Source organism: Nonomuraea sp. NPDC003754 (genome assembly GCF_053605785.1).
Window position 1 is genome coordinate 1 of record NZ_JBSGJX010000064.1, and the last position, 25,537, is coordinate 25,537.

The 25,537-nt window shown below is 71.4% G+C and carries 27 protein-coding genes; 13 read left to right on the forward strand and 14 right to left on the reverse strand.

Annotated features, from left to right (window positions below):
- Window positions 1-136 precede the first annotated feature (136 nt).
- The gene (locus ACWEVS_RS42810) at window positions 137-1,123 is read right to left on the reverse strand and encodes a carbohydrate kinase family protein (RefSeq protein ID WP_354919474.1); all 987 of its coding nucleotides are present in this window, start codon (window positions 1,121-1,123) and stop codon (window positions 137-139) included.
- Window positions 1,124-1,221: 98 nt separating this feature from the next.
- Window positions 1,222-1,575, reverse strand: coding sequence for a HesB/IscA family protein (locus ACWEVS_RS42815; RefSeq protein WP_354919477.1), 354 nt, complete (start codon window positions 1,573-1,575; stop codon window positions 1,222-1,224).
- A 324-nt stretch (window positions 1,576-1,899) separates the two neighbouring features.
- Here ACWEVS_RS42815 and nadA point away from each other — a divergent pair, with 324 nt between their 5' ends.
- On the forward strand, window positions 1,900-3,042 hold the full coding sequence (nadA, locus tag ACWEVS_RS42820; protein WP_449921369.1) for a quinolinate synthase NadA: 1,143 nt from the start codon (window positions 1,900-1,902) through the stop codon (window positions 3,040-3,042).
- Between the two features lie 58 nt (window positions 3,043-3,100).
- Here the strand turns inward: nadA and ACWEVS_RS42825 are convergent, their stop codons facing one another.
- The 5 genes from ACWEVS_RS42825 to ACWEVS_RS42845 form a co-directional block, all read right to left on the reverse strand.
- On the reverse strand, window positions 3,101-3,715 hold the full coding sequence (locus ACWEVS_RS42825) for an SIMPL domain-containing protein (RefSeq protein WP_449921372.1): 615 nt from the start codon (window positions 3,713-3,715) through the stop codon (window positions 3,101-3,103).
- A gap of 235 nt (window positions 3,716-3,950) precedes the next feature.
- Window positions 3,951-4,508 (reverse strand): PspA-associated protein PspAB, encoded by a 558-nt coding sequence (gene pspAB, locus ACWEVS_RS42830; protein ID WP_452556647.1) that lies wholly within the window; start codon window positions 4,506-4,508, stop codon window positions 3,951-3,953.
- A gap of 3 nt (window positions 4,509-4,511) precedes the next feature.
- Window positions 4,512-5,411 (reverse strand): zinc metalloprotease HtpX, encoded by a 900-nt coding sequence (htpX, locus tag ACWEVS_RS42835; RefSeq protein ID WP_449921377.1) that lies wholly within the window; start codon window positions 5,409-5,411, stop codon window positions 4,512-4,514.
- Between the two features lie 3 nt (window positions 5,412-5,414).
- Entirely contained in the window at window positions 5,415-5,693 is a 279-nt protein-coding gene (pspAA, locus tag ACWEVS_RS42840) for a PspA-associated protein PspAA (protein WP_354919492.1), read from the reverse strand.
- A complete protein-coding gene (locus ACWEVS_RS42845; protein WP_452412901.1) occupies window positions 5,690-6,484 on the reverse strand; it encodes a PspA/IM30 family protein in 795 nt (264 codons plus the stop codon). Before ACWEVS_RS42845 ends, pspAA begins: the two co-directional genes overlap by 4 nt.
- 152 nt (window positions 6,485-6,636) lie before the next feature.
- Between ACWEVS_RS42845 and ACWEVS_RS42850 the strand changes: the two genes are divergently transcribed.
- On the forward strand, window positions 6,637-7,221 hold the full coding sequence (locus ACWEVS_RS42850) for a DUF3043 domain-containing protein (RefSeq protein ID WP_449921457.1): 585 nt from the start codon (window positions 6,637-6,639) through the stop codon (window positions 7,219-7,221).
- A 164-nt stretch (window positions 7,222-7,385) separates the two neighbouring features.
- Window positions 7,386-9,287, forward strand: a complete 1,902-nt coding sequence (locus ACWEVS_RS42855; protein WP_452556650.1) for a multicopper oxidase family protein — start codon at window positions 7,386-7,388, stop codon at window positions 9,285-9,287.
- Between the two features lie 51 nt (window positions 9,288-9,338).
- Here ACWEVS_RS42855 and ACWEVS_RS42860 read toward each other — a convergent pair whose 3' ends face one another.
- Together ACWEVS_RS42860 and ACWEVS_RS42865 are read right to left on the reverse strand one after the other, a co-directional pair.
- The gene (locus ACWEVS_RS42860; protein WP_452556652.1) at window positions 9,339-10,430 is read right to left on the reverse strand and encodes a hypothetical protein; all 1,092 of its coding nucleotides are present in this window, start codon (window positions 10,428-10,430) and stop codon (window positions 9,339-9,341) included.
- Between the two features lie 110 nt (window positions 10,431-10,540).
- Window positions 10,541-10,705, reverse strand: a complete 165-nt coding sequence (locus ACWEVS_RS42865; RefSeq protein ID WP_452556654.1) for a hypothetical protein — start codon at window positions 10,703-10,705, stop codon at window positions 10,541-10,543.
- A gap of 37 nt (window positions 10,706-10,742) precedes the next feature.
- Between ACWEVS_RS42865 and ACWEVS_RS42870 the strand changes: the two genes are divergently transcribed.
- Entirely contained in the window at window positions 10,743-11,741 is a 999-nt protein-coding gene (locus ACWEVS_RS42870; protein ID WP_354919508.1) for an aldo/keto reductase family protein, read from the forward strand.
- 49 nt (window positions 11,742-11,790) lie between these two features.
- Here the strand turns inward: ACWEVS_RS42870 and ACWEVS_RS42875 are convergent, their stop codons facing one another.
- Window positions 11,791-11,997, reverse strand: a complete 207-nt coding sequence (locus ACWEVS_RS42875) for a hypothetical protein (protein WP_354919511.1) — start codon at window positions 11,995-11,997, stop codon at window positions 11,791-11,793.
- Between the two features lie 80 nt (window positions 11,998-12,077).
- On the opposite strand from ACWEVS_RS42875, the gene ACWEVS_RS42880 reads away from it, so the two are divergent.
- Entirely contained in the window at window positions 12,078-12,977 is a 900-nt protein-coding gene (locus ACWEVS_RS42880) for an SCO2322 family protein (RefSeq protein ID WP_452556656.1), read from the forward strand.
- Window positions 12,978-13,107: 130 nt separating this feature from the next.
- The gene (locus tag ACWEVS_RS42885; protein ID WP_452556658.1) at window positions 13,108-14,211 is read left to right on the forward strand and encodes a bifunctional adenosylcobinamide kinase/adenosylcobinamide-phosphate guanylyltransferase; all 1,104 of its coding nucleotides are present in this window, start codon (window positions 13,108-13,110) and stop codon (window positions 14,209-14,211) included.
- A 112-nt stretch (window positions 14,212-14,323) separates the two neighbouring features.
- Here the strand turns inward: ACWEVS_RS42885 and ACWEVS_RS42890 are convergent, their stop codons facing one another.
- Window positions 14,324-15,130 (reverse strand): ABC transporter ATP-binding protein, encoded by an 807-nt coding sequence (locus ACWEVS_RS42890; protein ID WP_452556660.1) that lies wholly within the window; start codon window positions 15,128-15,130, stop codon window positions 14,324-14,326.
- 268 nt (window positions 15,131-15,398) lie between these two features.
- Here ACWEVS_RS42890 and ACWEVS_RS42895 point away from each other — a divergent pair, with 268 nt between their 5' ends.
- Window positions 15,399-16,151, forward strand: a complete 753-nt coding sequence (locus tag ACWEVS_RS42895; protein WP_452412896.1) for an adenosylcobinamide-GDP ribazoletransferase — start codon at window positions 15,399-15,401, stop codon at window positions 16,149-16,151.
- Here ACWEVS_RS42895 and ACWEVS_RS42900 read toward each other — a convergent pair.
- From ACWEVS_RS42900 to ACWEVS_RS42910, 3 genes are all read right to left on the reverse strand, one after another.
- The gene (locus ACWEVS_RS42900) at window positions 16,148-17,008 is read right to left on the reverse strand and encodes a CPBP family intramembrane glutamic endopeptidase (RefSeq protein ID WP_452556662.1); all 861 of its coding nucleotides are present in this window, start codon (window positions 17,006-17,008) and stop codon (window positions 16,148-16,150) included. The two genes, ACWEVS_RS42895 and ACWEVS_RS42900, sit on opposite strands and share 4 nt — an antisense overlap.
- 83 nt (window positions 17,009-17,091) lie before the next feature.
- Window positions 17,092-18,069, reverse strand: coding sequence for a hypothetical protein (locus tag ACWEVS_RS42905; protein WP_449921402.1), 978 nt, complete (start codon window positions 18,067-18,069; stop codon window positions 17,092-17,094).
- Window positions 18,066-18,413, reverse strand: a complete 348-nt coding sequence (locus ACWEVS_RS42910; RefSeq protein WP_354919531.1) for a GntR family transcriptional regulator — start codon at window positions 18,411-18,413, stop codon at window positions 18,066-18,068. Before ACWEVS_RS42910 ends, ACWEVS_RS42905 begins: the two co-directional genes overlap by 4 nt.
- 96 nt (window positions 18,414-18,509) lie before the next feature.
- On the opposite strand from ACWEVS_RS42910, the gene ACWEVS_RS42915 reads away from it, so the two are divergent.
- The 6 genes from ACWEVS_RS42915 (at window position 18,510) to lipB (ending at window position 25,518) form a co-directional block, all read left to right on the forward strand.
- Window positions 18,510-19,979 carry a leucyl aminopeptidase gene (locus tag ACWEVS_RS42915; protein ID WP_449921403.1) on the forward strand — a complete coding sequence of 490 codons (1,470 nt, stop codon included), beginning with the start codon at window positions 18,510-18,512 and terminating at the stop codon, window positions 19,977-19,979.
- A gap of 38 nt (window positions 19,980-20,017) precedes the next feature.
- Window positions 20,018-21,382 carry a dihydrolipoyl dehydrogenase gene (gene lpdA / locus ACWEVS_RS42920; protein ID WP_449921406.1) on the forward strand — a complete coding sequence of 455 codons (1,365 nt, stop codon included), beginning with the start codon at window positions 20,018-20,020 and terminating at the stop codon, window positions 21,380-21,382.
- 21 nt (window positions 21,383-21,403) lie between these two features.
- Window positions 21,404-22,864, forward strand: coding sequence for a 2-oxoglutarate dehydrogenase, E2 component, dihydrolipoamide succinyltransferase (sucB, locus tag ACWEVS_RS42925; RefSeq protein WP_449921408.1), 1,461 nt, complete (start codon window positions 21,404-21,406; stop codon window positions 22,862-22,864).
- A 216-nt stretch (window positions 22,865-23,080) separates the two neighbouring features.
- Window positions 23,081-23,974, forward strand: a complete 894-nt coding sequence (locus ACWEVS_RS42930) for a TIGR01777 family oxidoreductase (RefSeq protein ID WP_449921411.1) — start codon at window positions 23,081-23,083, stop codon at window positions 23,972-23,974.
- 35 nt (window positions 23,975-24,009) lie between these two features.
- Complete coding sequence (locus tag ACWEVS_RS42935) at window positions 24,010-24,747, forward strand: Type 1 glutamine amidotransferase-like domain-containing protein (protein ID WP_354919546.1); 738 nt, start codon at window positions 24,010-24,012, stop codon at window positions 24,745-24,747.
- A 96-nt stretch (window positions 24,748-24,843) separates the two neighbouring features.
- Window positions 24,844-25,518, forward strand: coding sequence for a lipoyl(octanoyl) transferase LipB (lipB, locus tag ACWEVS_RS42940; RefSeq protein ID WP_354919549.1), 675 nt, complete (start codon window positions 24,844-24,846; stop codon window positions 25,516-25,518).
- The last annotated feature ends 19 nt before the right edge of the window (window positions 25,519-25,537 follow it).

The following is a 25,537-nucleotide window of genomic DNA, read 5'->3' on the forward strand; positions in this document are numbered from 1 at the left end:
GGCGGGCCGCGCGCACCATACAGGCCAGGAGGGGTGCCGGGAGCCCGGGCGTGACCCCTGCCGCTCCGCCCCCGGCCCCGCGCCCGCTTCCCGCCCCCCCCCCCCCCCCACCCCCCCGGTGGCCGTCGACCGGTGGTCAGGCGTAGTGGCAGCGGAGGTGCTGGGCGACCTCGTCGGCGGCCGGCTGGCCGTACGCGGCGGCGAACCGCTCGAGGAACACCCGCTGGCCCAGCTCGTACTCCTGGCAGCCCACCCGCTCCAGGACGTGCGTGGCCGTCAGGTTGCCGATCTGGCCCGCCCGCTCCAGCGGCAGCCCCCAGGCGACGCCCGCGAGGAAGCCGGCCCTGAACGCGTCGCCGACACCCGTCGGGTCGGCCTTGCCCAGCTCGGGAGCGGGGGTCACGTGGAGCGAGGGCTCCCCCTTGCGGTCGATGACCGCGCCCTTCGGGCCGAGCGTGGTGACCCGGACGCCGACCCGGTCGAGCACCTCGGCGTCGGACCAGCCGGTCTTCTGCTCGATGAGGCCCTTCTCGTAGTCGTTGGAGAACAGGTACGCCGCGCCGTCGACGAGCTGGCGGATCTGCTCGCCGGACATCCTGGCCAGCTGCTGCGACGGGTCGGCGGCGAACGGGATGCCCCGCTGGCGGCACTCGTCGGTGTGGCGCAGCATGGCGTCGGGGTCGTTCGGGCTGATCAGCACCAGGTCGAGGCCGCCCACCCGGTCGGCGATCGGCTGCAGCTCGATGAGCCGCGCCTCCGCCATCGCGCCGGTGTAGAAGGAGGCGATCTGGTTGTGCTGCTCGTCGGTGGTGCACAGGAAACGAGCGGTGTGGTGGGTCTCGGAGACGTGAACCGAGTCACAGTCGACCCGATGGCGCTCCAGCCACGAGCGGTAGTCGGCGAAGTCCGCCCCGACCGCTCCCACAAGGATGGGGCTGAGGCCCAGACAGCCCATCCCAAAGGTGATGTTTGCCGCGCAACCACCGCGCCTGACCTGCAGATCGTCGACAAGGAACGACAGGGAGACCCGGTCGAGCTGGTCGGCGATGAGCTGGTCCCCGAAGCTTCCGGGGAAGGTCATCAGATGGTCGGTCGCGATGGAGCCGGTGACGGCGATGCGCACGGGGTTCTTCTTCCTCGTTGTCAGCAAGCCAATGAGCCCCAAGAGAATACGCGAAGGTCCCGCGCGCACAAAGGCGAGCGGGACCTGGAGGCGCCGACCTAGTTGAACGAGTCGCCGCAGGCGCAGGAGCCCGTGGCGTTCGGGTTGTCGATCGTGAAGCCCTGCTTCTCGATCGTGTCGACGAAGTCGATGGTGGCGCCGATGAGATACGGCGCGCTCATCCTGTCGGTCACGACGCCGACACCGCCGAAGTCGGACACGATGTCGCCGTCCATCGAGCGGTCGTCGAAGAAGAGCTGGTAACGCAGACCGGAACAGCCGCCCGGCTGCACGGCCACACGCAGCTGGAGGCCCTCTTCACCCTGCTGCTCCAGCAGGCTCTTGACCTTGGCCGCGGCCGCGTCGGTCAGGATCAGGCCCTGCGCCGTGGTCTCGCTGCTCTCAACCGTCATGTGCTGACTCCCGCGTCTGGATCAGCCGCAGTGTCACGGCTGTCTGTTTCTGACGTCCTACTAAGACGCTACCAACACCGGAGGCGAGCTATGCATTCCGCGTCTGCGGGGTTGTTATGGATCGTCCAGAAGAACCGGAAACCGGCCCCTTCCCGTGACGCGCCCCACGGACGCGGACCGGCGCCCACCTGCTCCTCCCGATACGGCAGGCACGACCGGACACCCTCCGGCCTGCGGCGATCACCTGAAACGGGTGGCCGGAACAAATCGCCCCAAGCCGTGTGTCATCATTAGTCGTCACTTCGACGATAAGGGGGTACGGCCATGGCCACCCAGACAGGGCTGCCGCTCTTCGTCCTCGGGCAGGGCACCGATCCGCACAGCGAGAAGGGCGTCGACTGTCCCGGCGAGCTTCCCCCGGCCTCCGACCCGGGGCTGGTGGAGCGCGCGCGCAAGGCGAAGGAGGCGCTGGGCGACAGGCTGTTCGTCCTCGGCCACCACTACCAGCGTGACGAGGTCATCCAGTTCGCCGACGTGACCGGCGACTCCTTCAAGCTCGCCCAGCAGGCCGCGGCCCGCCCCCAGGCGGAGTACATCGTCTTCTGCGGCGTGCACTTCATGGCCGAGTCCGCCGACATCCTGACCGGCGACTCCCAGAAGGTGATCCTGCCGGACCTGGCGGCGGGGTGCTCGATGGCCGACATGGCCACGTTCGACCAGGTCGAGGAGGCGTGGGAGCTGCTGGAGGACGCCGGCATCGCCGACGTCACCGTGCCCATCACGTACATGAACTCCAGCGCCGACATCAAGGCCTTCTGCGGCCGGCGCGGCGGCGCGGTGTGCACCTCGTCCAACGCCAGGCGGGCTCTCGAGTGGGCCTTCGAGCAGGGCCAGAAGGTGCTCTTCCTGCCCGACCAGCACCTGGGCCGCAACACCGCCGTGCTGGAGATGGGCATGTCGCTGGACGACTGCGTCGTCTACAACCCCCACCGGCCGCCGAGCGTGGAGGAACTGCGCCGGGCCAAGATGATCCTCTGGAAGGGTCACTGCTCGGTGCACGGCCGCTTCACCGCCGACTCCGTCGACGACGTACGGCGCCGCATCCCCGGCGTCAACGTGCTGGTCCACCCCGAGTGCAAGCACGAGGTCGTGCTGAAGGCCGACCACGTCGGCTCGACCGAGTACATCATCAAGAAGCTCGAGGCGGCGCCGGCCGGCTCCCAGTGGGCCATCGGCACCGAGCTGAACCTGGTCAAGCGCCTGGCGCAGATGTTCCCCGACAAGGGCGTCTCGTTCCTCGACAAGACGGTCTGCTACTGCTCCACGATGAACCGCATCGACCTGCCGCACCTGGTGTGGGCGCTGGAGTCGCTGGTACTCGGCGAGGTGGTCAACCAGATCACGGTCGACGCCGACACCACCCACTGGGCCAAGGTCGCCCTCGACCGCATGCTGGCCCTGCCGTAGACCGCCGGATGCGGGCCCTCCCGCGTGGGAAGGGCCCGCACCACCGTTCTTCGGCGGGCTACCTCAGCTCGTAGACCACCCGGACGTTGATGCCAAGGTTCTGGCGTCCGGGGTTCACCGACGCCTTGTCCTCCGCGAGCGTGGCGGAGACGTGCATCGGGATGGGGCCGCCGGTGATCTCCTCGGTGATCTCGACCACGTCGCCGAGCCGCCGTCCGGCCAGCGCCGCGTAGTGCCTGGCCTTGTCCGCCGCGTCCTTGAAGGCGGCGGCGCGGGCCGCCTCCATCAGCCTGGTGCGGTCGGAGACCTCGAAGGAGACGCCGTTGAGCCTGACCTCCTCGCCGACGGCGGCGGCCGCGTCGATGATCCGGTCGGCCTTGGAAAGGTCGCGGACCACCGCCTCGACGCCCTGGGCGCCGCGGTAGCCGGACACCTTCGGGTAGCTCTCGTACTCGGGGCCGAGCGACAGCTCGTTCGTCGTGAGGTCGTCGGCGGCCACACCGGCCCCGATCAGCGTCCTGGTGAGCTTCGCCGCCGCCGCCCTGGCCGCGGCGAACGCCTCGCCCGCCGTCGCCCTGCGGACCTCGACGCCCGCCGTCAGGCGCATGACGTCAGGAGCGGCCGAGACCGCGCCCTGCCCGACGACCGCGATCTGGTTTCTCGTCTCTTCCACAACCACCCTCGCTGATTCCGGCGCCGCATGAGCCGTACCGCCGAGCGTGCTCGTCATTCCGATCGCGACGGCCGAAGCCGCGAGCGCGACAGCAAGTTTGATCATAGGCGCCATGTCACCATCGGTCCCGCCTGTCCCCATCGACCGACACGACCACTTGACCAGATCATGGAATGGTCTGCCCACCAGATGGCGGTTCGATCCTCGAACAGGCGGCCCGGCGCGGGCGGGAGCGTCACAAACCGGGCGCGCCCCAGACGGGGAACCACCGGCCGAGGTCCTCCTCTATCCTCAGCTCGCCCGCCAGCACCCCCCGCACCTGGAGTTCGAGCGCGGTGTCCCTGGTGTGGCCCGGCAGCGGGGCGAACGGATAGAACGTCCCCCGCTTGTACAGGTAGACGACCGCCAGGCGACGCTGCTGCGGGTCGGCGAAGGACACCAGCGAGCACAGCAGGGACGGCCCGAACCCCGCCCCCTCCAGCGAGGAGTTGACCGCGTGCAGCTCGGTGACCAGGTCGCCGACCGCGTCGGGGGCGCGCCTGACCACCAGCCACGAGTACCCGTACTCGTCGCGCGTCTCCTCCACCCTGTCCCCCAGCAGCGCCTTGACGTCGGAGCTGAGCGTCGCGAAGGCGCTGCCCTCGGCCGCGCGGAAACTGACCGAGCCCACCCCCGTGGGCGCCAGACCGGTGGCGGCCTGCAGCGTGACGGCCGCCGACGGCAGCGCGAAGAGCGCGTCGAGGTTGGGCCGGACCGGCTTGGACCTGCCGAGGATCACGTCGAGCCAGCCCATCGCTCAGCCTTTCCCGAGTTGCGCGGAGATCTTCTCCAGGTTCTCCAGGCGCCGCTCGAGCGGCGGGTGCGTGGAGAACAGCTGCGCCAGCGCCTTGCCGGGAGCCAGCGCCGGCGCGAAGTAGAAGGCGTTGAACGGCTCGGCCTCGCGCAGGTCGCGCGTGGGGATCCTGGCCATCTCGCCGCTCACCTTGACCAGCGCGCTGGCCAGCACCGACGGCTGCTGCGTCAGCAGCGCGCCCGCCCGGTCGGCGGCCAGTTCCCGGTAGCGGGACAGGGCGCGGGTGAGCAGGAAGCTGACGGCGTAGACGGCGATGGAGACCAGCATCACGATCAGGCCGATGGGCAGGCCGCCCTGGTTGCTGTCGCGGCTTCTGCCCAGCCCGCTGTAGAGGGCGAAGCGGGTCATGAGGCCGGCCAGGATGCCGAGGAAGGAGGCGATGGTCATCACGGCGACGTCGCGGTGGGCGACGTGCGAGAGTTCGTGCGCCAGCACGCCTTCGAGCTCGCGGGGCTCCAGCCGGCGCAGGATACCGGTCGTCACGCAGACGACGGAGTGCTGCCTGTTACGCCCCGTCGCGAAGGCGTTGGGCACGTCGGAGTCGGCGATGGCGACCCTCGGCTTGGGCATGTCGGCCATCGCGCACAGCCTGTCGATCAGGCCGTGAAGGGCGGGCGCCTCCTGCGGCGAGACCTCCCGCCCGCCCATCGCGAACAGCGCGATGCGATCGGACAGGAAGTACTGCACCAGCAACATGCCGCCGGCGATCAGCAGCACGCCCAGCGCCCGCACGCCCAGGGCGATGAGGGCGCCGACGAAGACGACGTAGAGCAGACCCAGCAGGAACATCGTCATGACCATGCGGACGGTGAGACCGCGGTCGGACGCGAACCGGGTGCTCACGGGCTATCCCGGGATGAGCCCCGAGTCGCCCAGCATCTCCCTGACTTCCTCGATCGAGGCGTCAGCGGGGGGAAGGATCAGCTCGGACGGCTCCAGGCTGTCGTCCGGCAGCGCCTTGCCCACATGGCGCACCTTGTCGAGCAGAGCGTGGAGCTTCTGGCGGAATTCGGGCTCGTCGCCGGCCTCGATGGCCGTCTCGAGCTCGCCGTCGAGTTCGTTGAGCACGCCGAGGTCGGAGTCGTCGATCTGGACCTGGCCCTCGCCCATGATGCGCACGATCATGCGGGCTCCCCCGGCTGGCGCAGCTGCTGGGTCTGCTGCTGCGGCTGGGCCTGCGGCTGCCCCTGCTCGATGGAGGCCTGGGGCGCCGGGCCCTGGCCGAGCTCGGCCTTCATCCTGGCCAGCTCCAGCTCGATGTCCCTGCCGCCGCCCATGCGGTCGAGCTCGGCCTGGATGTCGTCGCTGCGGCTGCCGCTGAAGTCGTCGAGCGCGCCGGAGGCCAGCAGCTCGTCGATGGCGCCGGCGCGGGCCTGCATCTGCGCGGTCTTGTCCTCGGCGCGCTGGATCGCCAGGCCGACGTCGCCCATCTCCTCGGAGATGCCGGAGAAGGCCTCGTTGATGCGCGTCTGCGCCTCGGCCGCGGTGTAGGTGGCCTTGATGGTCTCCTTCTTGTGACGGAAGGAGTCGACCTTCGCCTGCAGCCGCTGGGAGGCGGTGGTGAGCTTCTCCTCCTCGGCCTGCAGGTTGTCGTGCTGGACCCGCAGGTCGGCGATCTGCGTCTGCAGGCTGGAGCGACGGGTCAGCGCCTCGCGGGCCAGGTCTTCGCGCCCGACGGACAGCGCCTTGCGCCCCTGGTCCTCCAACCGGCTGGCCTGCTGCTCGATCTGGTTGATCTGCAGCTCCACCCGCTTGCGCGAGGTGGCGACGTCGGCCACACCCCTGCGCACCTTCTGCAGCAGCTCGAGCTGCCGCTGATAGGAGTAGTCAAGGGTCTCGCGCGGATCCTCCATCTTGTCCAGGGCCTTGTTGGCCTTGGACTTGAAGATCATCGAAAGTCTCTTCATCACGCTCATGCGCGTCGGCCGTCCCCTTCTTAGGTCGTGCTGTGATCACCCAGTGCAGCGCAGCCGCCTTGGGATTACCCTACGCATAACGCACGGGGGCGTCACTAAGTTGCACTCCAGGTAGGGTTGACGCTGTGTTGCGACGCCGAACCCAGACCTCAGTGGACGAATCCCCCGTCCCCACTGACGATCCTAAGCCCCAGGGCAAAGGTCGTCCCACCCCGAAGCGCCGTGACGCCGAAGGGCGTCGGCGCCAGCCGGTGACCGCGCCTGCCAACCGCAAAGAGGCCTACAAGCAGATGCGGGCCAGGCAGACGGCCGACCGGGACAAGGCACGCCAGGGCATGCTGCGCGGCGAGGAGCGCTACCTGCCGGCCCGCGACAAGGGCCCGGTGCGCAAGTTCGCTCGCGACTGGGTCGACTCGCGCCGCGTCCTCAGCCAGTACTTCCTGCCCTTCTCTCTGGTCATCCTGCTGCTGACGTGGATCCCGTTCCCGCCGGCGGCCCGCCAGTGGGTCTACTTCGGCGTCATCACGGTCGGCTGGCCGGTCATGATGGTGGGCGTGCTGGCCACGTCGTTCTGGGTGTCGTGGAAGGTGAAGAAGGCCGCCGCGGACAAGTTCCCGAACGAGGACATCAAGGGCATCGGCTTCTACGCGGCCATGCGCGCGCTGCAGATCCGCAGGCTTCGCTTCCCGCCGCCGCAGTTCCTGCCCGGCGGAAAGCCGGCGCCGCCCAAAGCCTGAGCTCGCTTCATACCAGTACGGCCCGCGTCCCGCAGGACGCGGGCCGTACTGGTATGTGCGCCTGCCATCAGGAACTTAAAATTTCCTGAAAAACCAGCAAACCTGGGAGTCGTCACGTTCGTCCCACCCGTTGGGGTCCGGTTCTTCATTCACGGGGAGACCAGGTGCGAACGACAAGACGAGGGTTCCTCGGCGTCGCCGCGGGGGCCGCGGCCGCGGTGACCACGACCACGGCGGCCGCCGCCGAACCCGAACCGCTCATCGGAGACGGCCCGGAGCTGGACGGCGTCGACCGGCCGACCACCGCCACGCTCACGCCGTTCCTCGACGCCCTGCCCGTCCCTCGGGTGCTCAGACCCAAGGACAGGGAGGTCGTGCTCGAGATGCGCTCGGTGCGCAGGAGGCTGCACTCCCAGTTGCCGCCCACGCGGCTCTGGACCTACGCCGGCAGCTTCCCCGGCCCGACCATCGAGGTACGGCGCGGCCAGAAGGTCAAGGTGGCGTGGACCAACACGATCAAGGACGAGACCGTGCCGGTCACCGCGGTCCAGGTGCCGGCCGGCCCGACGATCCCGATCAACCAGCCGGGAAGGGACGGGGCCACGCCGCGCGCCGACGTGGCGGCGATCCCGCCCTGGCTGGCCGTCCACCTGCACGGCGCGATCACCAACGCGGGCAACGACGGCTGGAGCGAGAACGGGCTGCTGGCCGGTGAGGCCGAGGCCGTGGAGTACCTCAACGACCAGCCGTGCACCGGGCTCTGGTACCACGACCACGGCATGCACGTGGGCACCTGGACGGTCTTCTCCGGCCTGCTGGGCGCCTACCTGGTCAGGGACGAGGAGGAGGACGCGCTCGGGCTGCCCGCCGGCAGGCACGAGGTCCCGCTCATCCTGTGCGACCGCAACTTCGACACCGACGCGGCCGGGCTCCTCACCGGGGACCTGCTGCACAAGGTGCAGATCGCCGCGACCACGCCGAAGGTGGTGACCAGGCCCTTCGCCGGGCCGTACACGCTGGTCAACGGGGTGGTCTGGCCGTACATGGACGTCGAGCCGCGGTGGTACAGGTTCAGGGTGCTCAACGCGGCCAACGCCAGGACGTTCAGGCTGCGCCTGCTGGACGAGGCGAGCGGGCAGCCGGTGACCGGCGTGGTCAAGCAGATCGGCAGCGACGGCGGGCTGCTGCCCGCGCCGGTGGCGATCGACGGGGATCTGGTGCTGGCGCCCGCCGAGCGGGCCGACGTGCTCGTCGACTTCCGGGCGCTGGCCGGTAGGCGGGTCAAGCTGGTCAACTGCGGGCCGGGCGCGCCGGGCCAGCCCGCGCCGCAGGCGAACATCCCCTTCCCCGACGTGATGCAGTTCCGGGTGGCCGACCGCAGGCCGCACGACTCCTTCACGCTGCCCGCGGTGATCTCGCCGAGCTTCGTGCGCACCACGCACGACAACCTGCCGGCCGACCACGGGCACCGGGTGGTGCTCACGATGGTGGGCGGCGGCGACCACGCGCAGATGTGGGAGATGGCCGAGGATCCTGCGGCGCCGGTCGGCACGGAAGGCGTCGTCCAGATCAAGGACGCCTCGGGCACGGTCAGGACGTACCGGCGGGTGGCGCGGATGCCCGACGACGCCGTCAACTTCTTCGCCGCGCTGGGCGGGACCGAGGCGTGGACGTTCGTCAACGTCGCTCCCGCGATGCACCCCATGCACATCCACCTGATGCGCTTCCAGATCCTCAGTCGCGACGTCTACGACATTTCCGGATTCAAGGTGGACAGGGGGACGACGGAGACGCCGGTGACCTTCAAGCAGGTGGGCGTGCTCGACCCGAACGAGCAGGGATGGAAGGACGTCGTCAGGGTCGGCGGGGCGGAGGTCGTCAAGGTCGCGGGACGGTTCGAAGGCGGCAGCGGGCGCTTCGCCTACCACTGCCACCTGCTCGAACACCAGGACGAGGGCATGATGCGGCCGCTGGTCGTCTTCCCGCCCGCCGTCCTGGCCCTGCGCGGGCAGCACGGCCACCACCGGCACGCCCTGGTGGACCAGGCCCGGCTGCGCGGGCGCTAGGTCACTCGGTCACTCGGACTCGGTCACTCAGGCTCGGTCACTCAGACTCGGTCACTGGGACTCGGTCGCCTCCGAGGAGGGCGGCCGCTTGACCACGCCCGAGTACCACCCGTCCGGCGACTCCAGCATGTCGGCCACGGCGCTCAGCAGTGCGAGGTAGGAGGGCCACCGGACGTCCCGCATGCCCGGAGCCTTGACGTCGCCCACGACGGAGTCGATCACCCCGAAGTCGGGGCGCCGGTCGGTCCCGTTGCGGGCGGCGTAGGGGATCATCCGGCCTTTCCACGTCTCGGCGCGCGGGTCGCCCCCGCTGTCGGTGGGATCCAGCGCGCACATCTGCCGCCACGCGTCGCGGATGCCCCTGATGCTGAGGTTGTGCGTGCCCTTCTCGGCGAAGCCGAAGCCGAAGGGGCCGGTCGAACCGTCGTGCCGGAGCAGGGAGGCCCGCAGGTCGTCGGGGAACTCCAGGCCCATCTGCGACTCGGCGACGGCGATCGTGCGCGCCCTGCCGGGACCGCGCAGGGAGGCGTAGCCGGCCGGGTCGTTGCGCCGCAACCACCGCTCGATGCGCCGCCACTGCGCGTTCACCTGCCGCTGGACCTGGCGGTCGAGGGGCCTGATCGTCACCGGACGCCGTTCAGGAGAGCAGGCGGGATCGGGCCGCGGTGTGGCCCCCGTCGCCGGAGACGACAGCCGGGACGGCTGGGGTGACGGCTGCGGGACGGCGGTCGCCGCGGGCTGCCCGGGGGGCTGGGGCGCCCCGCTCCTGGCGGCCTCGCCGGCCATCGGCATCCGCCCTGCCCGGACGTCGGCCTCGCGCGGCGAGCGACCCGCGAGCGCGTACAGCCCGGCGGCCACCACGCCGGCGACGAGCACTCCCACCAGCGCTCCCGCGAGGAAGCGGGCGTCCAGCCGCCGCCGGCGGCGCTCTGGCTGTCCCGGCTGCCCCGGCTGCCCCGGACGTGCTGGACGCCCCGGACGTGCTGGACGCCCTTGATGCCCTGGATGCCCTGGATGCCCGCTGGCAGGGAGGCCGGGCGCCGGCTCCTGGTCGGGAGCGGCCGTCCTGGTCCTTGTGTCGATCCTGATCGCGATCGCGGCGAGCACGGCGGCGGTCAGGGCCATCCGCAGGAGCTTGAGCACGCGCGGCACCCTACCGGACCCGCCCCGGGACCGGCGCCACGGAGATCACCGCCGACCGGTCTCGGCGTCTCTCCCTGCGCCCGCGCCTTGCCTTACATCTGCGCCGTGCCCTACGTCGGCGCCGTGCCCCGCGTCGGCGCCTTTCCCTGCGTCCGCGTCTTTCGCTGCGCCTGCGCCTTCCCCGTGCCCGGCGACGCCGACATGCGGCGGCGCAGCCGTACGGCGATCGCGGTCAGGATGGCGGCGGTCAGCGCATGCCGTACAACCTTCACCACGCTGGGCACACTATCCCGAACCGATACAGTCGGGCGCATGGAATTCCGTCACCTCGGCCGCAGCGGTCTCCTGGTCAGCGAGATCAGCTACGGCAACTGGATCACCCACGGCTCACAGGTCGAGGAGGAGGCCGCCATCGCGTGCGTGAAGGCGGCGCTCGACGAGGGGATCACGACCTTCGACACCGCCGACGTCTACGCGGGCACGCGCGCCGAAGAGGTGCTCGGCAGGGCGTTGAAGGGCCTGCGCCGCGAGTCGCTGGAGATCTTCACCAAGGTCTACTGGCCGACGGGCCCCGGGCCCAACGACCGTGGCCTGTCCCGCAAGCACATCACCGAGTCGATCAACGGCTCGCTGCGCCGTCTGCAGACCGACTACGTCGACCTCTACCAGGCGCACCGCTTCGACTACGCCACTCCGCTCGAGGAGACCCTCAAGACCTTCGACGACCTCGTACGGCAGGGCAAGGTCCTCTACGTCGGCGTCAGCGAGTGGACCGCCGACCAGATCGCCCAGGCGCTGAAGATCGCCGACGAGATGGGCTTCGACCGGATCGTGTCCAACCAGCCGCAGTACAACGCCATCTGGCGGGTCATCGAGACGGAGATCGTGCCGCTGAGCGAGAAGGAGGGCGTCAGCCAGATCGTCTGGTCGCCCATCGCTCAGGGCGTGCTGACCGGCAAGTACCTGCCCGGCCAGCCCGTTCCCGCAGGTTCGCGCGCCACCGACGAGACCGGCGCCAAGATGATCGACAGGTTCATGACCGACGACGTGCTCGCCCGGGTCCAGGACCTCAAGCCGATCGCGGCCGACCTCGGGCTCAGCATGGCCCAGCTGGCGATCGCGTGGGTGCTGCAGAACCCGAACGTCGCCAGCGCCATCGTCGGGGCCTCCAGGCCGGAGCAGGTGCGTGACAACGTCAAGGCGTCCGGCGTGAAGCTCGACGCCGAGGTGCTCCAGAAGATCGACGACGTGCTCGGCCCGATCGTCGAGCGTGACCCGGCCAAGACGATCTCGCCGGCCACCAGGCCATAGCGGTTACGCATGAAAGAAAAACCCCTTGGCTCCCAAGGGGTTTTTTCATTCACTCCGTTCGCAACGACATACCCGCATATTCCACCCGGTCCTCCTCGAGCAGAGCCACCCGCTCGACCCCGGATTCCAGCAGCTCACGGTAGTTCTCACCGAGCCAGGACTCCGCGTCGGCCTGGCTGGGAAAAACCTCGCGCGGCAGCAGGCGGTCGGTCACTTCACCACCATTCGCGTTTTCATAACGCCAGCGCCAAGTCATGCCATACGCTCCTTTTCCGCGGGATCGCCCGAGCTCACATCGGCACCCGCACCATACCCCTGGAGCATGGAGGTTGATCGATGCTGCGCGCATTCGGGCTCGCCTTCGCGGCGACCCTCACCGTCTCCACCCCTGCCCTCGCCATCTCCCCCTCTATCTCTCCTTCAGCCACGACCGCTACCTCTCCTTCAGCCGCGACCGTCTCGGCCCTGGCCGCCGCTCCCCCAGCCTCCGCCTCCGCCGTTCCCTCCTCCTCGACCGTCTCCACCCTCGCCGCCGCCTCCACCTCGACCGTCTCGGCCCTGGCCGCCGCTCCCCCAGCGACCGTCTCCGCCCTCGCCGCCCCCTCCGCCTTGGGTCATCCCGGCTTGGGTCATCGCGGCCGTGTCCTGGCCGATCCCGTCACGGGCGGGGTGGATCCGAACGCCGCCCGCCGGTGGAGCTACTGGCACAGCGACGGCACCGCATGGCTGTCCGGCGAGGCGGGCGCCGCCGTACGCGACGGGGCGGTGATCGGCTGGCGGTTCGCCGCGGCTCCCGACGGCTCGGCGCCGGAGTCCCCCCGCGGCGAGCTGCCCGCCTTCGACCAGGTCTGCGGCAAGGAGCCCGCCGCCTCGGGGCACCAGCGCGTGGCAGTCGTGACCGACTTCGGCGACCCGGACCTCGACGCCTACCCCGGCGAGCGACCGCCCGCGTCGCTCACCGCGTGCGTCACCGCTCCCGAGGGAGCGACGGGGGTGCAGGCGCTGGCCCTGGCCACCAGGGTGCGCGCGGAGCCGGCTGGAACGGTCCTGGCCGTCAACGACTATCCGGCGCGCGCGAAGGGCGGCGCCGCGCCGTCCCTCCCCGCCACGCCGTCCGCCCCCTTGGAGGATGGCGGACTGCCGGTGGCATGGATCGCCGGCGGCGTGGCCGCGCTCGCACTCGTGGGCGCCGGGGTATTGGCGGCGCGCAGGTCCCGCAGGCGCACCACGCTGTGACGCGTGCCGCTCAGGTTCAGCGGCGGGGCGCAGGTCGCGGAGGCGCGCCACGCTACGACGCGTGCCGCTCAGGTTCATTGGCGGGGTGCGGGTGGCGCGCGGGTTCCGCGGGCGTGCCACGCTGTGACGCGTGCTTGTCAGGTTCATCGGTACGGCGGGGCGGGACGGCTGGCCCTCGCCCGGGTGCGCGTGCGCGTCGTGCGCGGGGTTGCCGCCGGGGTGGCGTTCGCAGCTGTGCGTGGAGGTCGACGGGATACCGTGGCCGGGCGGTGGGGCGTGTCCCCCCGGCTACGCGGCGACGGGCCCGCTCCTCGTCGCCTCTGACGGCTCCCGGCTGCTCGACCTGTCCGGCATCCGCTCCCTGACCGACCTCGGCGCTGCTCTCAGCGGTCTTCCGGCCGGCTGTCGGCACGGCGGCGGTTCTCCTGGGTCGCGGGACGTGCCGGGATCCGGGAATCCGGCGTCCGGCGGCGAGAGCCCCTCGTGCGACCTCGTCCTGGTGGACCTGCTCGACGACCCCGCCGTCCTCGGCGACCTGCGACGGCGCGGGCTCGTGACCGCCGGGACCCACGTCGTCGCCGTCGGCTTGGACCACCGTGTCAGGTCGGAGTCCGAGCTGGCCAGACGGCTGGCGCTGTGGGGGGCGCGGGCCGTACCGGACGGGACGGTCGTGGACACCGCGCAGGCTCCCCCGCCCCGCCCAGCCCCGCCACGCCGCACGTTGCTGCTGGGCGGCTCCCGGTCGGGCAAGTCCGACGAGGCCGAGCTGCGGCTGGCGGCCGAGCCGCACGTCACCTACCTCGCCACGGGACCCTCGGGCCACGGCGACCCCGAGTGGGCCGCGCGGGTCGCCGCCCACCAGGCCAGGCGTCCGGCGCACTGGGCATGCGAGGAGACCACCGAGCTGGCCGAGGCGATCGCGCGGGCCACGACGCCGCTGCTGGTCGATGGGCTGGGGACGTGGCTGGCGGCGGTGTTCGACCAGGCGGGCGCGTGGGAGGAGCCCGCGCGTCGCGAGGAGGTCGTACGGCGCTGCGACGAGCTCGTGGCGGCCTGGCGCTCGACCCGGCACCGGATCGTCGCGGTGTCGGACGAGGTCGGGCTCGGCGTCGTCCCCTCCACCTCCAGCGGGCGGGCCTTCCGCGACGCGCTGGGCCGCCTGAACCAGCGGCTGGCGGCCGAGTCGGAGGACGTCACGCTCGTCGTGGCGGGCCGCCTCCTCCCCCTCGGCTGAACGCCACCCGCCGAAGAAACGAAAACAAGACGCGGCCGGGATCAAGGCGGGCCGGGTCAGGCGGGCCGGGTCAGGCGGGCCGGGTCAGGCGGGCCGGGTCAGGCGGGCCGGGTCAGGCGGGCCGGGTGCGGACGGCGCGGGCGGACCAGCGGCCGTCCAGCCGGTCGACGCGCAGCCTGCGGCCGAAGCACTCCGACAGCGCCTCCTCGGTCAGCGTCTCCTCCACCGGCCCCGCCGCCAGGACGCGGGTGTCGCGCATGAGCAGCGCGTGCGTGGTCGTGGCGGGCACCTCCTCCAGGTGGTGCGTGACGGTCACCGTGGTCAGCCCGTCGCGTGCCGCCAGGTCCTCGATGGAGGTGATGAGGTCTTCACGGGCGGGGAAGTCCAGTCCAGCGAACGGTTCGTCCAGCAGCAGCATGGCCGGGTCCGCCATGAGCGCCCTGGCCACCCTGATCCGGGCGCGCTCCCCCTGCGAGCACACCACGAAGAGCCGGTCGGCCAGGTCCTTGCAGCCCATCTCGGCCAGCAGCGCGTGGGCCCTGTCGTGCTCGGCCTGGCCGTACCTGTCCCAGAGCGGCGCGCTCGTGCCCGTGTGCCCGGTGAGGACCACGGTGTGCGCGGTCGCCGCCTCTTCTTCCAGCAGCCCCTCGTCGACCAGGCGCTGGCTGGCGGCGACCAGGCCGATGTCCCTGCGCAGCTCGCGCAGGTCGACCCGGCCCATGCGGCGGCCGAGGACGGCGGCGGTGCCCTCGCTGGGATGCCGTACGGCGGCGGCCAGGGACAGCAGCGTGGTCTTGCCTGCCCCGTTCGGGCCGAGGATCACCCAGTGCTGTCCGTAGGCGACCCGCCAGTCGATCTCCGCCAGCAGCGTCCTGGCGACCACCCTGACGCTGACACCTTCGAGTTCCACGGCGTGCATCCGGACACCCTAGCGACCGCGCGACCGCGCCGTTCCCCCGGGTGCGCCGGGAAACGCCGCCCTTTCGGTGTGCGCGGGCGCTGACGTCCACGTCCCCCGGATGCGCCAGGAAGCGCCGCCTTCGGTGTGCGCGCGGACGGTGACGGCCGCGTTCCTCCGGGTGCGCCGGGAAGCTCCCCGCATGCGCCGGGCTGCCCGGAAAGGGAGGCCAGGAGGCCAGGGAGCCGGGCCGCAGGGGAAGTCTGGGGGGACCGTAGGATCGACGCTCATGGCCGGGTGGGTGGACGGGATGCGGTTCGCGGTGGGGACGTTGAGCGTCTTCCCCGTCAGGGTGAACCGGGTCGACCGTGAGGTGGCCGGGCGGGCCATGCTCCTCGCGCCGCTGGCCGGGCTGCTGCTCGGCGCCGTGAGCTGCCTGCCGCTGGCGCTGCCCGGCTCGCCGCTGCTCGGGGCGGCGCTGGCGCTGGGCCTGCTCGCGCTGCTGACCAGAGGCCTGCACCTGGACGGTCTCGCCGACCTGGCGGACGGTCTCGGCAGCGGCAGGCCCGCCGTCCAGGCGCTCGAGGTGATGAAGAAGTCGGACATCGGGCCGTTCGGCGTTCTGACGCTGGTGTTCACGCTGATCGTGCAGTGCGCGGCGCTGGCCGAGGCGGGTCCGGTCGCGCTGGTGGCCGCCTGCGTGACCGGGCGGCTGGCGCTGACGTGGGCGTGCACGCGCGGGGTGCCGCCGGCGCGGCCCGAGGGGCTCGGCGCCATGGTGGCGGGCACCGTACGGCCGGCCGCCGCGCTGGTCGCCACGCTGGTCGTGGTGGGCGCGGCGGTGCTGCTGGGAGGGCCGTGGGGGCCGGCGGGAGGGTACGGGTTGGTCCTCCCGCTGGCCGTGCTCGCCGGGCTGGGGACGGCGAGCGGGTTGCTCGCCCACGCGGTGCGCAGGCTCGGCGGGATCACGGGCGACGTGCTGGGCGCGCTCGTCGAGACCGCGACCACCGCCGTGCTGGTCGTGTGCGCGGTGTTCGGCTAGACCGGCTGCGGCTGCCGTACGGGCCAGCGCCTGAAGACGAGGGCCGCGAGGACGGCGAGCACGGCCCAGCCGACCAGCCCGGTGATGCCCGCGAAGAGGGCGTTGGGCGGGGCGGCCGCGTCTCCCAGCATCAGGGCGAGCGAGGCGGCGGGGTTGAGCGCCGCGTGGCCGATCACGGCGGGCCAGATGCTGCCGGTGCGCAGGCGCAGCCAGCCGAAGAGCATCCCGGCCGGCACGCAGAATCCCACGAACAGCAGCGCGGCCCACGGGCCGACGGCCGGGTAGTTGTAGCCGAGGCCGGTGGCGGGGGCGTGCCAGAGCCCCCAGATCACTCCGGAGAGGACCAGCCCGCCGAAGACGCCGCGCGATTCGACCAGCTTGGGCAGCAGCCAGCCGCGCCAGCCCCATTCCTCGCCCACCATGGGGATGATGTTGACGATCGGGGCCACCAGGGTCGTCACCACCATCTGGACGATCAGGGCGGTGTGCGGGTCTCCCGGCGCTCCCGACGCGGCGCTGAAGAGGCTCAGGCGGTCGAGGTCGAGGGAGACCAGGCCGAGGGCGGCGGTGAGGGCGAGCGTGCCGTACACGACCAGGGGGACGGCCGCCCACGTGGCGAGCAGCAGGCCGACGGTGCGGCCGGGGCGCTCGCCGAAGGTGAGGCCGGTCTCCTTCGCCCAGGCGCGGAACGGCGTGCGCCTGGCGAGCCAGACGGCCAGGACGCCGAGGCTCGGGGTGAACATCATCAGCCCGACCAGCGGGCCGAACAGGGGGTCGGCCAGGCCGCCGCCGAGCCAGAGGGGAAGCGCGGCCAGCCACGCCGCGCCGAAGGCGACGGCGAGGAACAACACGATCATCTGGAACTCCAGGTGAAGGGGGGATCAGGACGGGGGCCCGAAGTCATGGGGATCGGCGGGCAGGAAGGGCTCGTGGCGGCGGGTCACGCGCCGGCTCTCTCCTCGATGAGGGCGTTGAGCAGGGCGGCGCCGCGCTCGGCGTCGTCGATGCTGATCAGCAGCTGGCCGCCCGAGCGGTAGCGAAGGACGAGGCAGTCGCCGCCGCGCAGCATGATGGCCGCCGCGCCGGGGACGCCGCGGATGCCCCAGCCGCCCACCTGGCTGGGGAAGCGCTGCTCCGACCAGGCGCTGTCGATCTTGGAGAGCCTGATCCTGCGCACCGGCCAACCGAACGGCCCGAAGCCGATGGCGAGGCCGTCATCGGTGATCCGCGCGGTGATGGAGGAGGTCAGCAGCCCGACGGTGAGCAGGAGCACCGACACGCCGAGCAGCGACCAGCCCGCGCCGCTCGTCAGCCCCATGAGGGTCAGGACGCCGACGGCGGCCGTCAGCAGCGCCGATCCCGCGGTGAGCGCGACCAGCCACGGGTTGGAGACGCGGCTGACCCACACCGAGCGCTGTCCGGAGCGCAGCCGCAGCCTGGGCGGCGCCTCGCCCTCGGGTGCGGCCTGGTCGGGCTCGCCCCTGAGGAGGAAGCCCGCGAGCACGCCGACGGCGGCGGCCCCGGCCATGACGGCCACGGGGGCCCAGCCGAGGCCGCCGGCCTGGGTCCAGACCTGGACGTCGAGGTTGGCGCGGAGGATGGACCATTCCATGCCGATGACGAAGACCGCGGAACCGAAGAGGACGCCCCACCAGTAGCCGCGGCTCAGCCTGCGCTCGAAGGCCTTGCCGTGGACGGCGATGCCCGCCATGACCACCAGGATCACGGCGGCCATGGTGACGCTGAACAGCATGTTCTGGGTGAAGGACATGTTCCCGTCGGGCGTGGCGCCGCTCCAGTGGGTGGCGAGCGGTTCGGGCAACCTGTCTCTCAGGGAGAGGGGGAGTGCCACGAGGGCGGGGATGACGGTCAGCCCCCACACCCCGGTGGCGAGCAACGCACGGGTCCTGCTGGTCATGACAGCTCCTTCAGTACTTCGATGAGGTCGTCGCGGCTGTAGCCGTACTTCTTCGCCTCCTCGAGCAGGTCGCGGGCGCGCTGGACGATGAGCGCGCGGCCCGTGGGCACGCCCGCGACGCTCACTCCCCTGCCTCTCCTGAACTCCAGGAGGCCCTCGTCGCGCAGGTCGCGCAGGGCACGCAACACGGTGTTGGCGTTGATGCCCAGCGCGTCGGCGAGGTCCTTGGCCGGCGGGAGGCGGTCGCCTGCCTGGTAGGAGCCCTCACCGATGGCGCGTCTGATCGCCCCGGCCACCTGTTCGTGCAGCGGCCGGGGATCGTTGAGATCGAGCGTGAGCAACATAGTGCTATTAACACTAGCACCATTTGGCGACGCCGTATTGGTGGGATGAACCCCTGTTTATGAATAAGCCGCCAACCGTGGATAGCATCGGTCTACGTGACCACTGTGCGGCTGAACTCAGCAGATCCCGTCTCGTTCGACACCGACGCGCTGGTCGTCGGTTTCCTGTCAGGTTCGGAGGGCCCGCGCCCCACTGCCAAGGGCCTCGACGCCGCCTTCGACGGCAAACTGGCCGCCTCTCTGGACGCCGTCGGCTTCACGGGAAAGCCCGGCGAAGTGTCCAAGATCCCGACGTTCGGCGCCATCACCGCGCCGCTGCTGGTCGCCGTCGGGCTCGGTGAGTCCGCCGACGTCGAGGGGCTGCGCCGCGCCGCCGGTGCGGCCACGCGCGCCCTGGCCGGTACGGCCCGCGCCGCGCTCGCCCTGCCCGCCTCCTCCGCCGGCGAGGCCGAGGCGGTGGCGCTCGGCGGCCTGCTGGGCGCCTACAGCTTCGACAGGTACCGCACCAACGGCGAGCAGAAGGCCCCCGTCGGCGAGCTGGTCGTGCTGACCGCCGCCGAGGGCTCGGCCGAGCGGGCCGCCATCGTGGCCGACGCGGTCACGCTGGTGCGCGACCTGGTCAACACCCCGCCGAAGGACCTGTGGCCGGCCAAGTTCGCCGAGATCGCCGAGCAGGAGGGCGCCAAGGCGGGTCTGACCGTCGAGGTCCTCGACGAGAAGCAGCTCAAGGAGGGCGGCTACGGCGGCATCGTCGGCGTCGGGCAGGGCTCGGCCAACCCGCCGCGGCTGGTCCGCCTGTCCTACTCCCACCCCGAGGCGACCCAGACGCTGGCCTACGTCGGCAAGGGCATCACCTTCGACTCCGGCGGCCTGTCGCTCAAGCCGTCCGCGGCCATGGACTGGATGAAGTCCGACATGGGTGGCGCGGGCGCGGTGTTCGGCGCGCTCCTCGGCATCGCCCGCCTCGGCGTCAAGGTGAACGCCGTCGGCTACCTCTGCCTGGCCGAGAACCTGCCGAGCGGCACCGCCACCCGCCCCTCCGACGTGCTGACCAGCTACAGCGGCAAGACCGTCGAGGTGCTCGACACCGACGCCGAGGGCCGCCTGGTCCTCATGGACGGCATCGCCCGCGCCCTGGAGGACGACCCCGACCTGATCGTCGACGTCGCCACCCTCACCGGCGCGCAGATCGTCGCGCTCGGCTGGCGGACGGCCGGCGTCATGTCCAACGACGACGCCGTCCGCGAGCTGGTCGTCTCGGTCGCCGGCGAGGCGGGCGAGGGAGCATGGGGCATGCCGCTGCCTGAGGAGCTCCGCAAGGGCCTCGACTCGCCGATCGCCGACATCGCCAACCTGCAGCCCGAGCGCTGGGGCAGCATGCTGGCCGCGGGCCTGTTCCTCAAGGAGTTCGTGCCCGACGACCGGCGCTGGGCCCACATCGACATGGCCGGGCCCGCCTTCAACAAGGGAGAGCCGCACGGCTACACCCCCAAGGGCGGCACGGGCGCCATCACCCGCACGCTCATCGGACTGGCCGAGAGGGCCGCGACGGGCTTGAACAAGTGAAAAGATGACGGCATCACCATCCGACAAGGAGCTTTCCTGTGGCCTACGACATCGTCGTCCTAGGTGGCGGTAGCGGCGGCTACGCCTGCGCTCTGCGGGCGGCAGAGCTGGGCAAGACCGTCGCGCTGATCGAGAAGGACAAGATCGGCGGCACCTGCCTCCACCGCGGCTGCATCCCCACCAAGGCCCTGCTGCACTCGGCCGAGATCGCCGACGAGACCCGCGAGAGCGAGGCCTACGGCGTCAAGGCGCGCTTCGACGGCATCGACGTCCCCGGCGTCCACGCCTTCAAGGACAAGATCGTCAATCGGGCGTGGAAGGGCGTGCAGGGCCTGCTGAGGTCAGCGGGTGTCACGATCGTCGAGGGCGAGGGCAGGCTCGCCGGCTCCAACCGCGTCCAGGTCGGCGGCGAGGTCTACGAGGGCGGCAGCATCGTGCTGGCCACCGGCAGCACCCCGAAGACGCTGCCCGGCCTCGAGATCGACGGCGAGCGGATCATCACCAGTGAGCACACGCTGCGGATGGAGCGCGTGCCCACCTCGGTCATCGTGCTGGGCGGCGGCGTCATCGGCGTCGAGCTGGCCAGCGTCTACCGCTCCTTCGGCGCCGAGGTCACCATCGTCGAGGCCCTGCCCCACCTGCTCCCGGCCGAGGAGGAGTCGAGCTCCAAGCTGCTGGAGCGCGCCTTCCGCCGCAGGGGCATCTCCTACCAGCTGGGCGTCTTCTTCGACAGCGTCAAGACCACCGACACCGGCGTGATCGTCACGCTGGCCAACGGCAAGACCCTCGACGCGGAGCTGCTGCTGGTGGCCGTGGGCCGCGGCGCGGTGAGCGAGGGCATGGGCTTCGAGGAGCAGGGCGTCGCGATCGAGCGCGGCACCGTGGTCGTCGACGAGCACTGCCGCACCAGCGTGCCGGGCGTCTACGCGATCGGCGACCTGATCGCCACCCCGCAGCTGGCGCACGCCGGGTTCGCCGAGGGCATCCTGGTGGCCGAGCACATCGCGGGCCTCAACCCGCCGCCGATCGACTACGACGGCGTGCCGCGCATCACCTACTCCGACCCCGAGGTCGCCTCCGTGGGCATCACCTCCAAGCAGGCGGCCGAGCGGGGCATCGAGATCGTCGAGCAGGTCTACGACCTGGCGGGCAACCCCAAGAGCCAGATTCTCGGCACCGCGGGGGCCGTCAAGGTGCTGGCCAGGAAGGACGGCCCGGTCGTGGGCGTCCACATGGTCGGCCGCCGCATCGGCGAGCTCGTCACCGAGGGCCAGCTGATCTACAACTGGGAGGCGCTCCCCACCGAGGTCGCCCAGCTGATCCACGCGCACCCGACCCAGTCCGAAGCCATGGGCGAGGCCATGCTGGCGCTGGCCGGCAAGCCCCTGCACGTCCACAACTAAGAACTCGAGGAAGACATACCCATGCCGGTCTCCGTACAGATGCCCCAGCTCGGCGAGAGCGTGACCGAGGGCACGGTAACCCGTTGGCTGAAGAAGGAGGGCGAGCGCGTCGAGGCCGACGAGCCGCTCCTCGAAGTGTCGACCGACAAGGTCGACACCGAGATCCCGTCGCCCGCGGCGGGTGTGCTGACCAAGATTGTCGTCGCCGAGGACGAGACCGTCGAGGTCGGCGCCGAGCTTGCGATCATTGACGAGGGTGGCAGCGCCGGCGCCGCCGCTCCCGCTCCCGAGGCGGCGGCCGCCCCGGCGCCCGCTCCGGCTCCGGAGCCCGAGCCCGAGCCGGCTCCCGCGCCCGTCTCCTCGATCCCGCAGCCGGCCCCGGCCCCCGCGCCGGCTCCGGCTCCCGCGCCCGCCCCGGCTCCGGTGCAGGCGCAGGCTCCCGCGCCGGCGACGACCACGCCCGCCACCGTGCCGACACCGCTGCCGTCCTCGGGCGAGAGCCCCTACGTCACGCCGCTGGTGCGCAAGCTCGCCAACGAGCACGGCGTCGACCTCGACGCGCTGACCGGCACCGGCGTCGGCGGCCGCATCCGCAAGCAGGACGTGCTCGAGGCCGCCAAGGCGCAGCGTGAGCAGGCCGCTCCGGCCGCCCAGGCTCCCGCTCCGGCCCAGGCGGCGCCCGCCGCCGCTGCCCCCGCCGCGCCCGCGGCGCAGGCTCCGGTGGCGGCCACGCCCGAGCCGGTCCAGGTCGACACCACGCTGCGGGGCCGTACCGAGAAGATGTCGCGCCTGCGGCAGACCATCGCCAAGCGCATGGTCGAGTCGCTGCAGACCGCGGCCCAGCTCACCTCGGTCGTCGAGGTCGACGTCACCAAGATCGCCAAGCTCCGCGCGAAGGCGAAGGACGAGTTCCTGCGCCGCGAGGGCGTCAAGCTGACCTTCACGCCGTTCTTCGCGATGGCCACGGTCGAGGCGCTCAAGCAGCACCCGAAGCTCAACGCCACGATCAACAACGAGACCAACGAGGTCACCTACTTCGACGTGGAGAACCTCGGCCTCGCGGTCGACACCGAGCGCGGCCTGCTGGCCGCGGTGGTGAAGAACGCCGGCGACCTCAACCTGGCCGGCCTGGCCAGGAAGATCACCGACCTGGCCGAGCGCACCCGCGACAACAAGGTGACGCCCGACGAGCTGACCGGCGGCACGTTCACGCTGACCAACACCGGCAGCCGTGGCGCGCTGTTCGACACGCCGATCCTGAACCAGCCGCAGGTCGGCATGCTCGGCACCGGCGCGGTCGTCAAGCGTCCCGTCGTGGTCGACACGCCGGAGGGCGAGGTCATCGCCGTCAGGTCGATGGTCTACCTCGCGCTCACCTACGACCACCGCCTGGTCGACGGTGCCGACGCGGCGCGCTTCCTGACCACGATCAAGCGCCGCCTCGAGGAGGGCCGCTTCGAGGCGCAGCTGGGTCTGGCGTAACACCCGGTACACCCGGTTCGGACGCGGGGCGCCCGCGGAGTCTCTCCGCGGGCGCCCCGCCCGTTTTCCGCGACTTCCCCCCACTGTTCCCCCGGCTGTTCCCCCACTGTTCCCGCGAAGGGGCGTCCTCACCGGCACGGGCCGTTCCCCGGCCGCGGCGCGGGCCGGCGGGGCCGGGTCCGCGGGTGTGCGGACGCCTGCGCGTAGGGTGGAGGAATGGCGATCATCGTGACGGGCGCGTCAGGTCTGCTCGGCAGGGCGCTGGTCGGCGCGCTCACCGCGGAGGGCGAGAACGTCGTCCGGCTGGTACGGCGGACGCCGCGCCGTACCGACGAGTCGTTCTGGCAGCCCGACAAGGGCGTCGTCGACCGGGCCGTGCTGGAGGGCGCCCGGGCGGTGGTCCACCTGGCGGGCGCGGGCCTCGGTGAGCGGCGGTGGAGCGACGACTACCGTCGCGAGATCCTCGACAGCCGAGTGATGGGCACCAGGACGCTGGTCACCGCGCTGAAGGAACTGGAGAGCCCGCCGGAGGTGCTGATGTCCGCCTCTGGAGCGGGCTTCTACGGCGACACGGGCGACCGGGTGACCGACGAGAGCGGCCCGCGCGGCGAGGGCTTCCTGGCCGAGCTGTGCGAGCGATGGGAGGCCGAGGCCGGCCAGGCGACGCAGGCGGGCGTCAGGACCGCGACCCTGCGAACCGCGATCACGCTGTCGGCGCAGGGCGGGGCGCTCAAGCAGATACTGCCGATCTTCAGGATGGGGCTCGGCGCGCCGCTGGGCTCGGGCAGGCAGTGGTGGTCGTGGATCACGCTCGACGACTGGGTCCGCGCGGCCCTTCACATCCTGAACAACCGGGCCCTGGAGGGGCCGGTGAACGTGGCCGCGCCGGAGCCGGTGACCAACAAGGAGTTCACGCTGGCGCTGGGCAGGGCGCTGAAGCGGGCGACGATGCCGATCGCGGTTCCCGGGTTCGCGCTTCGGGCGGGGCTCGGCGGTTTCGCGGACGAAGGACTGCTGATCGGACAGCGCGCCGTTCCGTCCAAACTGCTTGACAGCGGCTTCAGGTTCCTTCATCCGACCCTCGACGAGGCGCTGGCGGCCGTACTCTAGTGAGCCGTTCGTCCGACTCACCGTGGGGGTAGCACATGACCAGGTCAGGACAGTCCCATATCCTCGCCATCGGCGGCGGGTCCTTCAAGCCGACGGAGCGCTACGGCTTCCTGCAGGCCAGCCCGTTGCTGCGCTACGCGCTCGACCTCACCGGCCAGGACCGGCCCAAGCTCGGCCTGCTCGCCACCGCGACGGGCGACGACTCCGACTGGCTGCTGAAGATGTACGGCGCCTTCGCCGGTTGGGATGTCGAGGTGAGCCACCTGACGGTCTTCCCGATGCCCAACGTCGAGGATCCGCGGGCCTGGATCCTCGAGCAGGACATGATCTACGTCAGTGGTGGCAGTGTGGCCAACCTGGCGGCGTTGTGGCGCCTGCACGGCCTTGACGAGGCCTTCGAGCAGGCGTGGCGGTCCGGTGTGGTGCTGGCGGGGCAGAGCGCGGGCGCGCTGTGCTGGCACGTCGGCGGCAACACCGACTCCTTCGGCCCGAAGCTTCAGGTGTGGGCCGACGGCCTGGGCCTGCTGCCCTACTCCTGTGGCGTCCACTACAACTCCGACCCGCAGCGCAGGCAGCTGCTGCACGAGTCGGTGGCCAGCGGCGAGCTGCCCGACGGCTACGCCGCCGACGAGGGCGTCGGCCTGCACTACGTCGGCACCGAGTTCATCCAGGCGGTCACCGTCGATCCCGCGGGCTACGCCTACCGGGTGGAGCACGACGGCGCGGGCGGCGTGAAGGAGTTCAGGATCGAGCCGAGGCTGCTCACCGCCTGACGACGGTCGCGCCCACGGGGTCGTGATGACCTGGCGAGCAGGCCAGAGGAACCTCATTGCGGTCCCGTGGTCGTTTCTTGTGAGTAACCTTTATCTGTGGCGAAGCTGACGATTGTCCGTCTTGGTGTGGACGTGCCGTACGAGCAGGCCTGGACACTCCAGAGACGCGTCCACGCCCACAGGGTGACCGGCACGCTCGGCGACACCGCGCTGCTGCTGGAGCACGCGCCGGTCTACACGGCGGGCAGGCGTACGGCGGCGCACGAGCGGCCCGCCGACGGCACGCCCGTCGTCGACGTCGACCGGGGCGGCCGCATCACCTGGCACGGCCCTGGTCAGCTCGTCGGCTATCCGATCATGCGGGTGGGCGACGTCGGCGCCTACGTCCACGCGCTCGAAGAGGCCATGATCCAGATCTGCGCCGACTTCGGGGTGGCCGTCCACCGGGTCGCGGGGCGCAGCGGCGTCTGGGTCCGCGACGAGGGCGGCCCCGAGCGGGCGCTCGGCGCGGTGGGCATCAGGATCGTGGGCGGCGTCACCATGCACGGCTTCGCGCTCAACTGCGCCAACGACCCGAGCTGGTTCAGCAGGATCGTGCCGTGCGGCATCACCGACGCGGGTGTCACCTCGCTGTCGCAGGAGTCGGGCCGGCGGATCGTGGTCGACGAGGTCATGCCGTACGCGGAGAAACGTCTGGCGGAGGCGTTGGAAGCCGAGCCGCACGACATGCACGAGGAGGACCTTCTCCAAGCACTGGCAAAGCTGCGCTGACATCGGGGTGCGCCGCTTC

Coding starts and splice junctions, on each gene's coding strand:
- ACWEVS_RS42815 (WP_354919477.1), bottom strand. CDS start 1,575: ATGACGGTTGAGAGCAGCGAGACCACGGCGCAGGGCCTGATCCTGACC.
- nadA (WP_449921369.1), top strand. CDS start 1,900: ATGGCCACCCAGACAGGGCTGCCGCTCTTCGTCCTCGGGCAGGGCACC.
- pspAB (WP_452556647.1), bottom strand. CDS start 4,508: ATGGGCTGGCTCGACGTGATCCTCGGCAGGTCCAAGCCGGTCCGGCCC.
- pspAA (WP_354919492.1), bottom strand. CDS start 5,693: ATGATCGTGCGCATCATGGGCGAGGGCCAGGTCCAGATCGACGACTCC.
- ACWEVS_RS42845 (WP_452412901.1), bottom strand. CDS start 6,484: ATGAGCGTGATGAAGAGACTTTCGATGATCTTCAAGTCCAAGGCCAAC.
- ACWEVS_RS42870 (WP_354919508.1), top strand. CDS start 10,743: ATGGAATTCCGTCACCTCGGCCGCAGCGGTCTCCTGGTCAGCGAGATC.
- ACWEVS_RS42875 (WP_354919511.1), bottom strand. CDS start 11,997: ATGACTTGGCGCTGGCGTTATGAAAACGCGAATGGTGGTGAAGTGACC.
- ACWEVS_RS42880 (WP_452556656.1), top strand. CDS start 12,078: ATGCTGCGCGCATTCGGGCTCGCCTTCGCGGCGACCCTCACCGTCTCC.
- ACWEVS_RS42890 (WP_452556660.1), bottom strand. CDS start 15,130: ATGCACGCCGTGGAACTCGAAGGTGTCAGCGTCAGGGTGGTCGCCAGG.
- ACWEVS_RS42895 (WP_452412896.1), top strand. CDS start 15,399: ATGGCCGGGTGGGTGGACGGGATGCGGTTCGCGGTGGGGACGTTGAGC.
- ACWEVS_RS42900 (WP_452556662.1), bottom strand. CDS start 17,008: ATGATCGTGTTGTTCCTCGCCGTCGCCTTCGGCGCGGCGTGGCTGGCC.
- ACWEVS_RS42905 (WP_449921402.1), bottom strand. CDS start 18,069: ATGACCAGCAGGACCCGTGCGTTGCTCGCCACCGGGGTGTGGGGGCTG.
- ACWEVS_RS42910 (WP_354919531.1), bottom strand. CDS start 18,413: ATGTTGCTCACGCTCGATCTCAACGATCCCCGGCCGCTGCACGAACAG.
- sucB (WP_449921408.1), top strand. CDS start 21,404: ATGCCGGTCTCCGTACAGATGCCCCAGCTCGGCGAGAGCGTGACCGAG.
- ACWEVS_RS42930 (WP_449921411.1), top strand. CDS start 23,081: ATGGCGATCATCGTGACGGGCGCGTCAGGTCTGCTCGGCAGGGCGCTG.
- ACWEVS_RS42935 (WP_354919546.1), top strand. CDS start 24,010: ATGACCAGGTCAGGACAGTCCCATATCCTCGCCATCGGCGGCGGGTCC.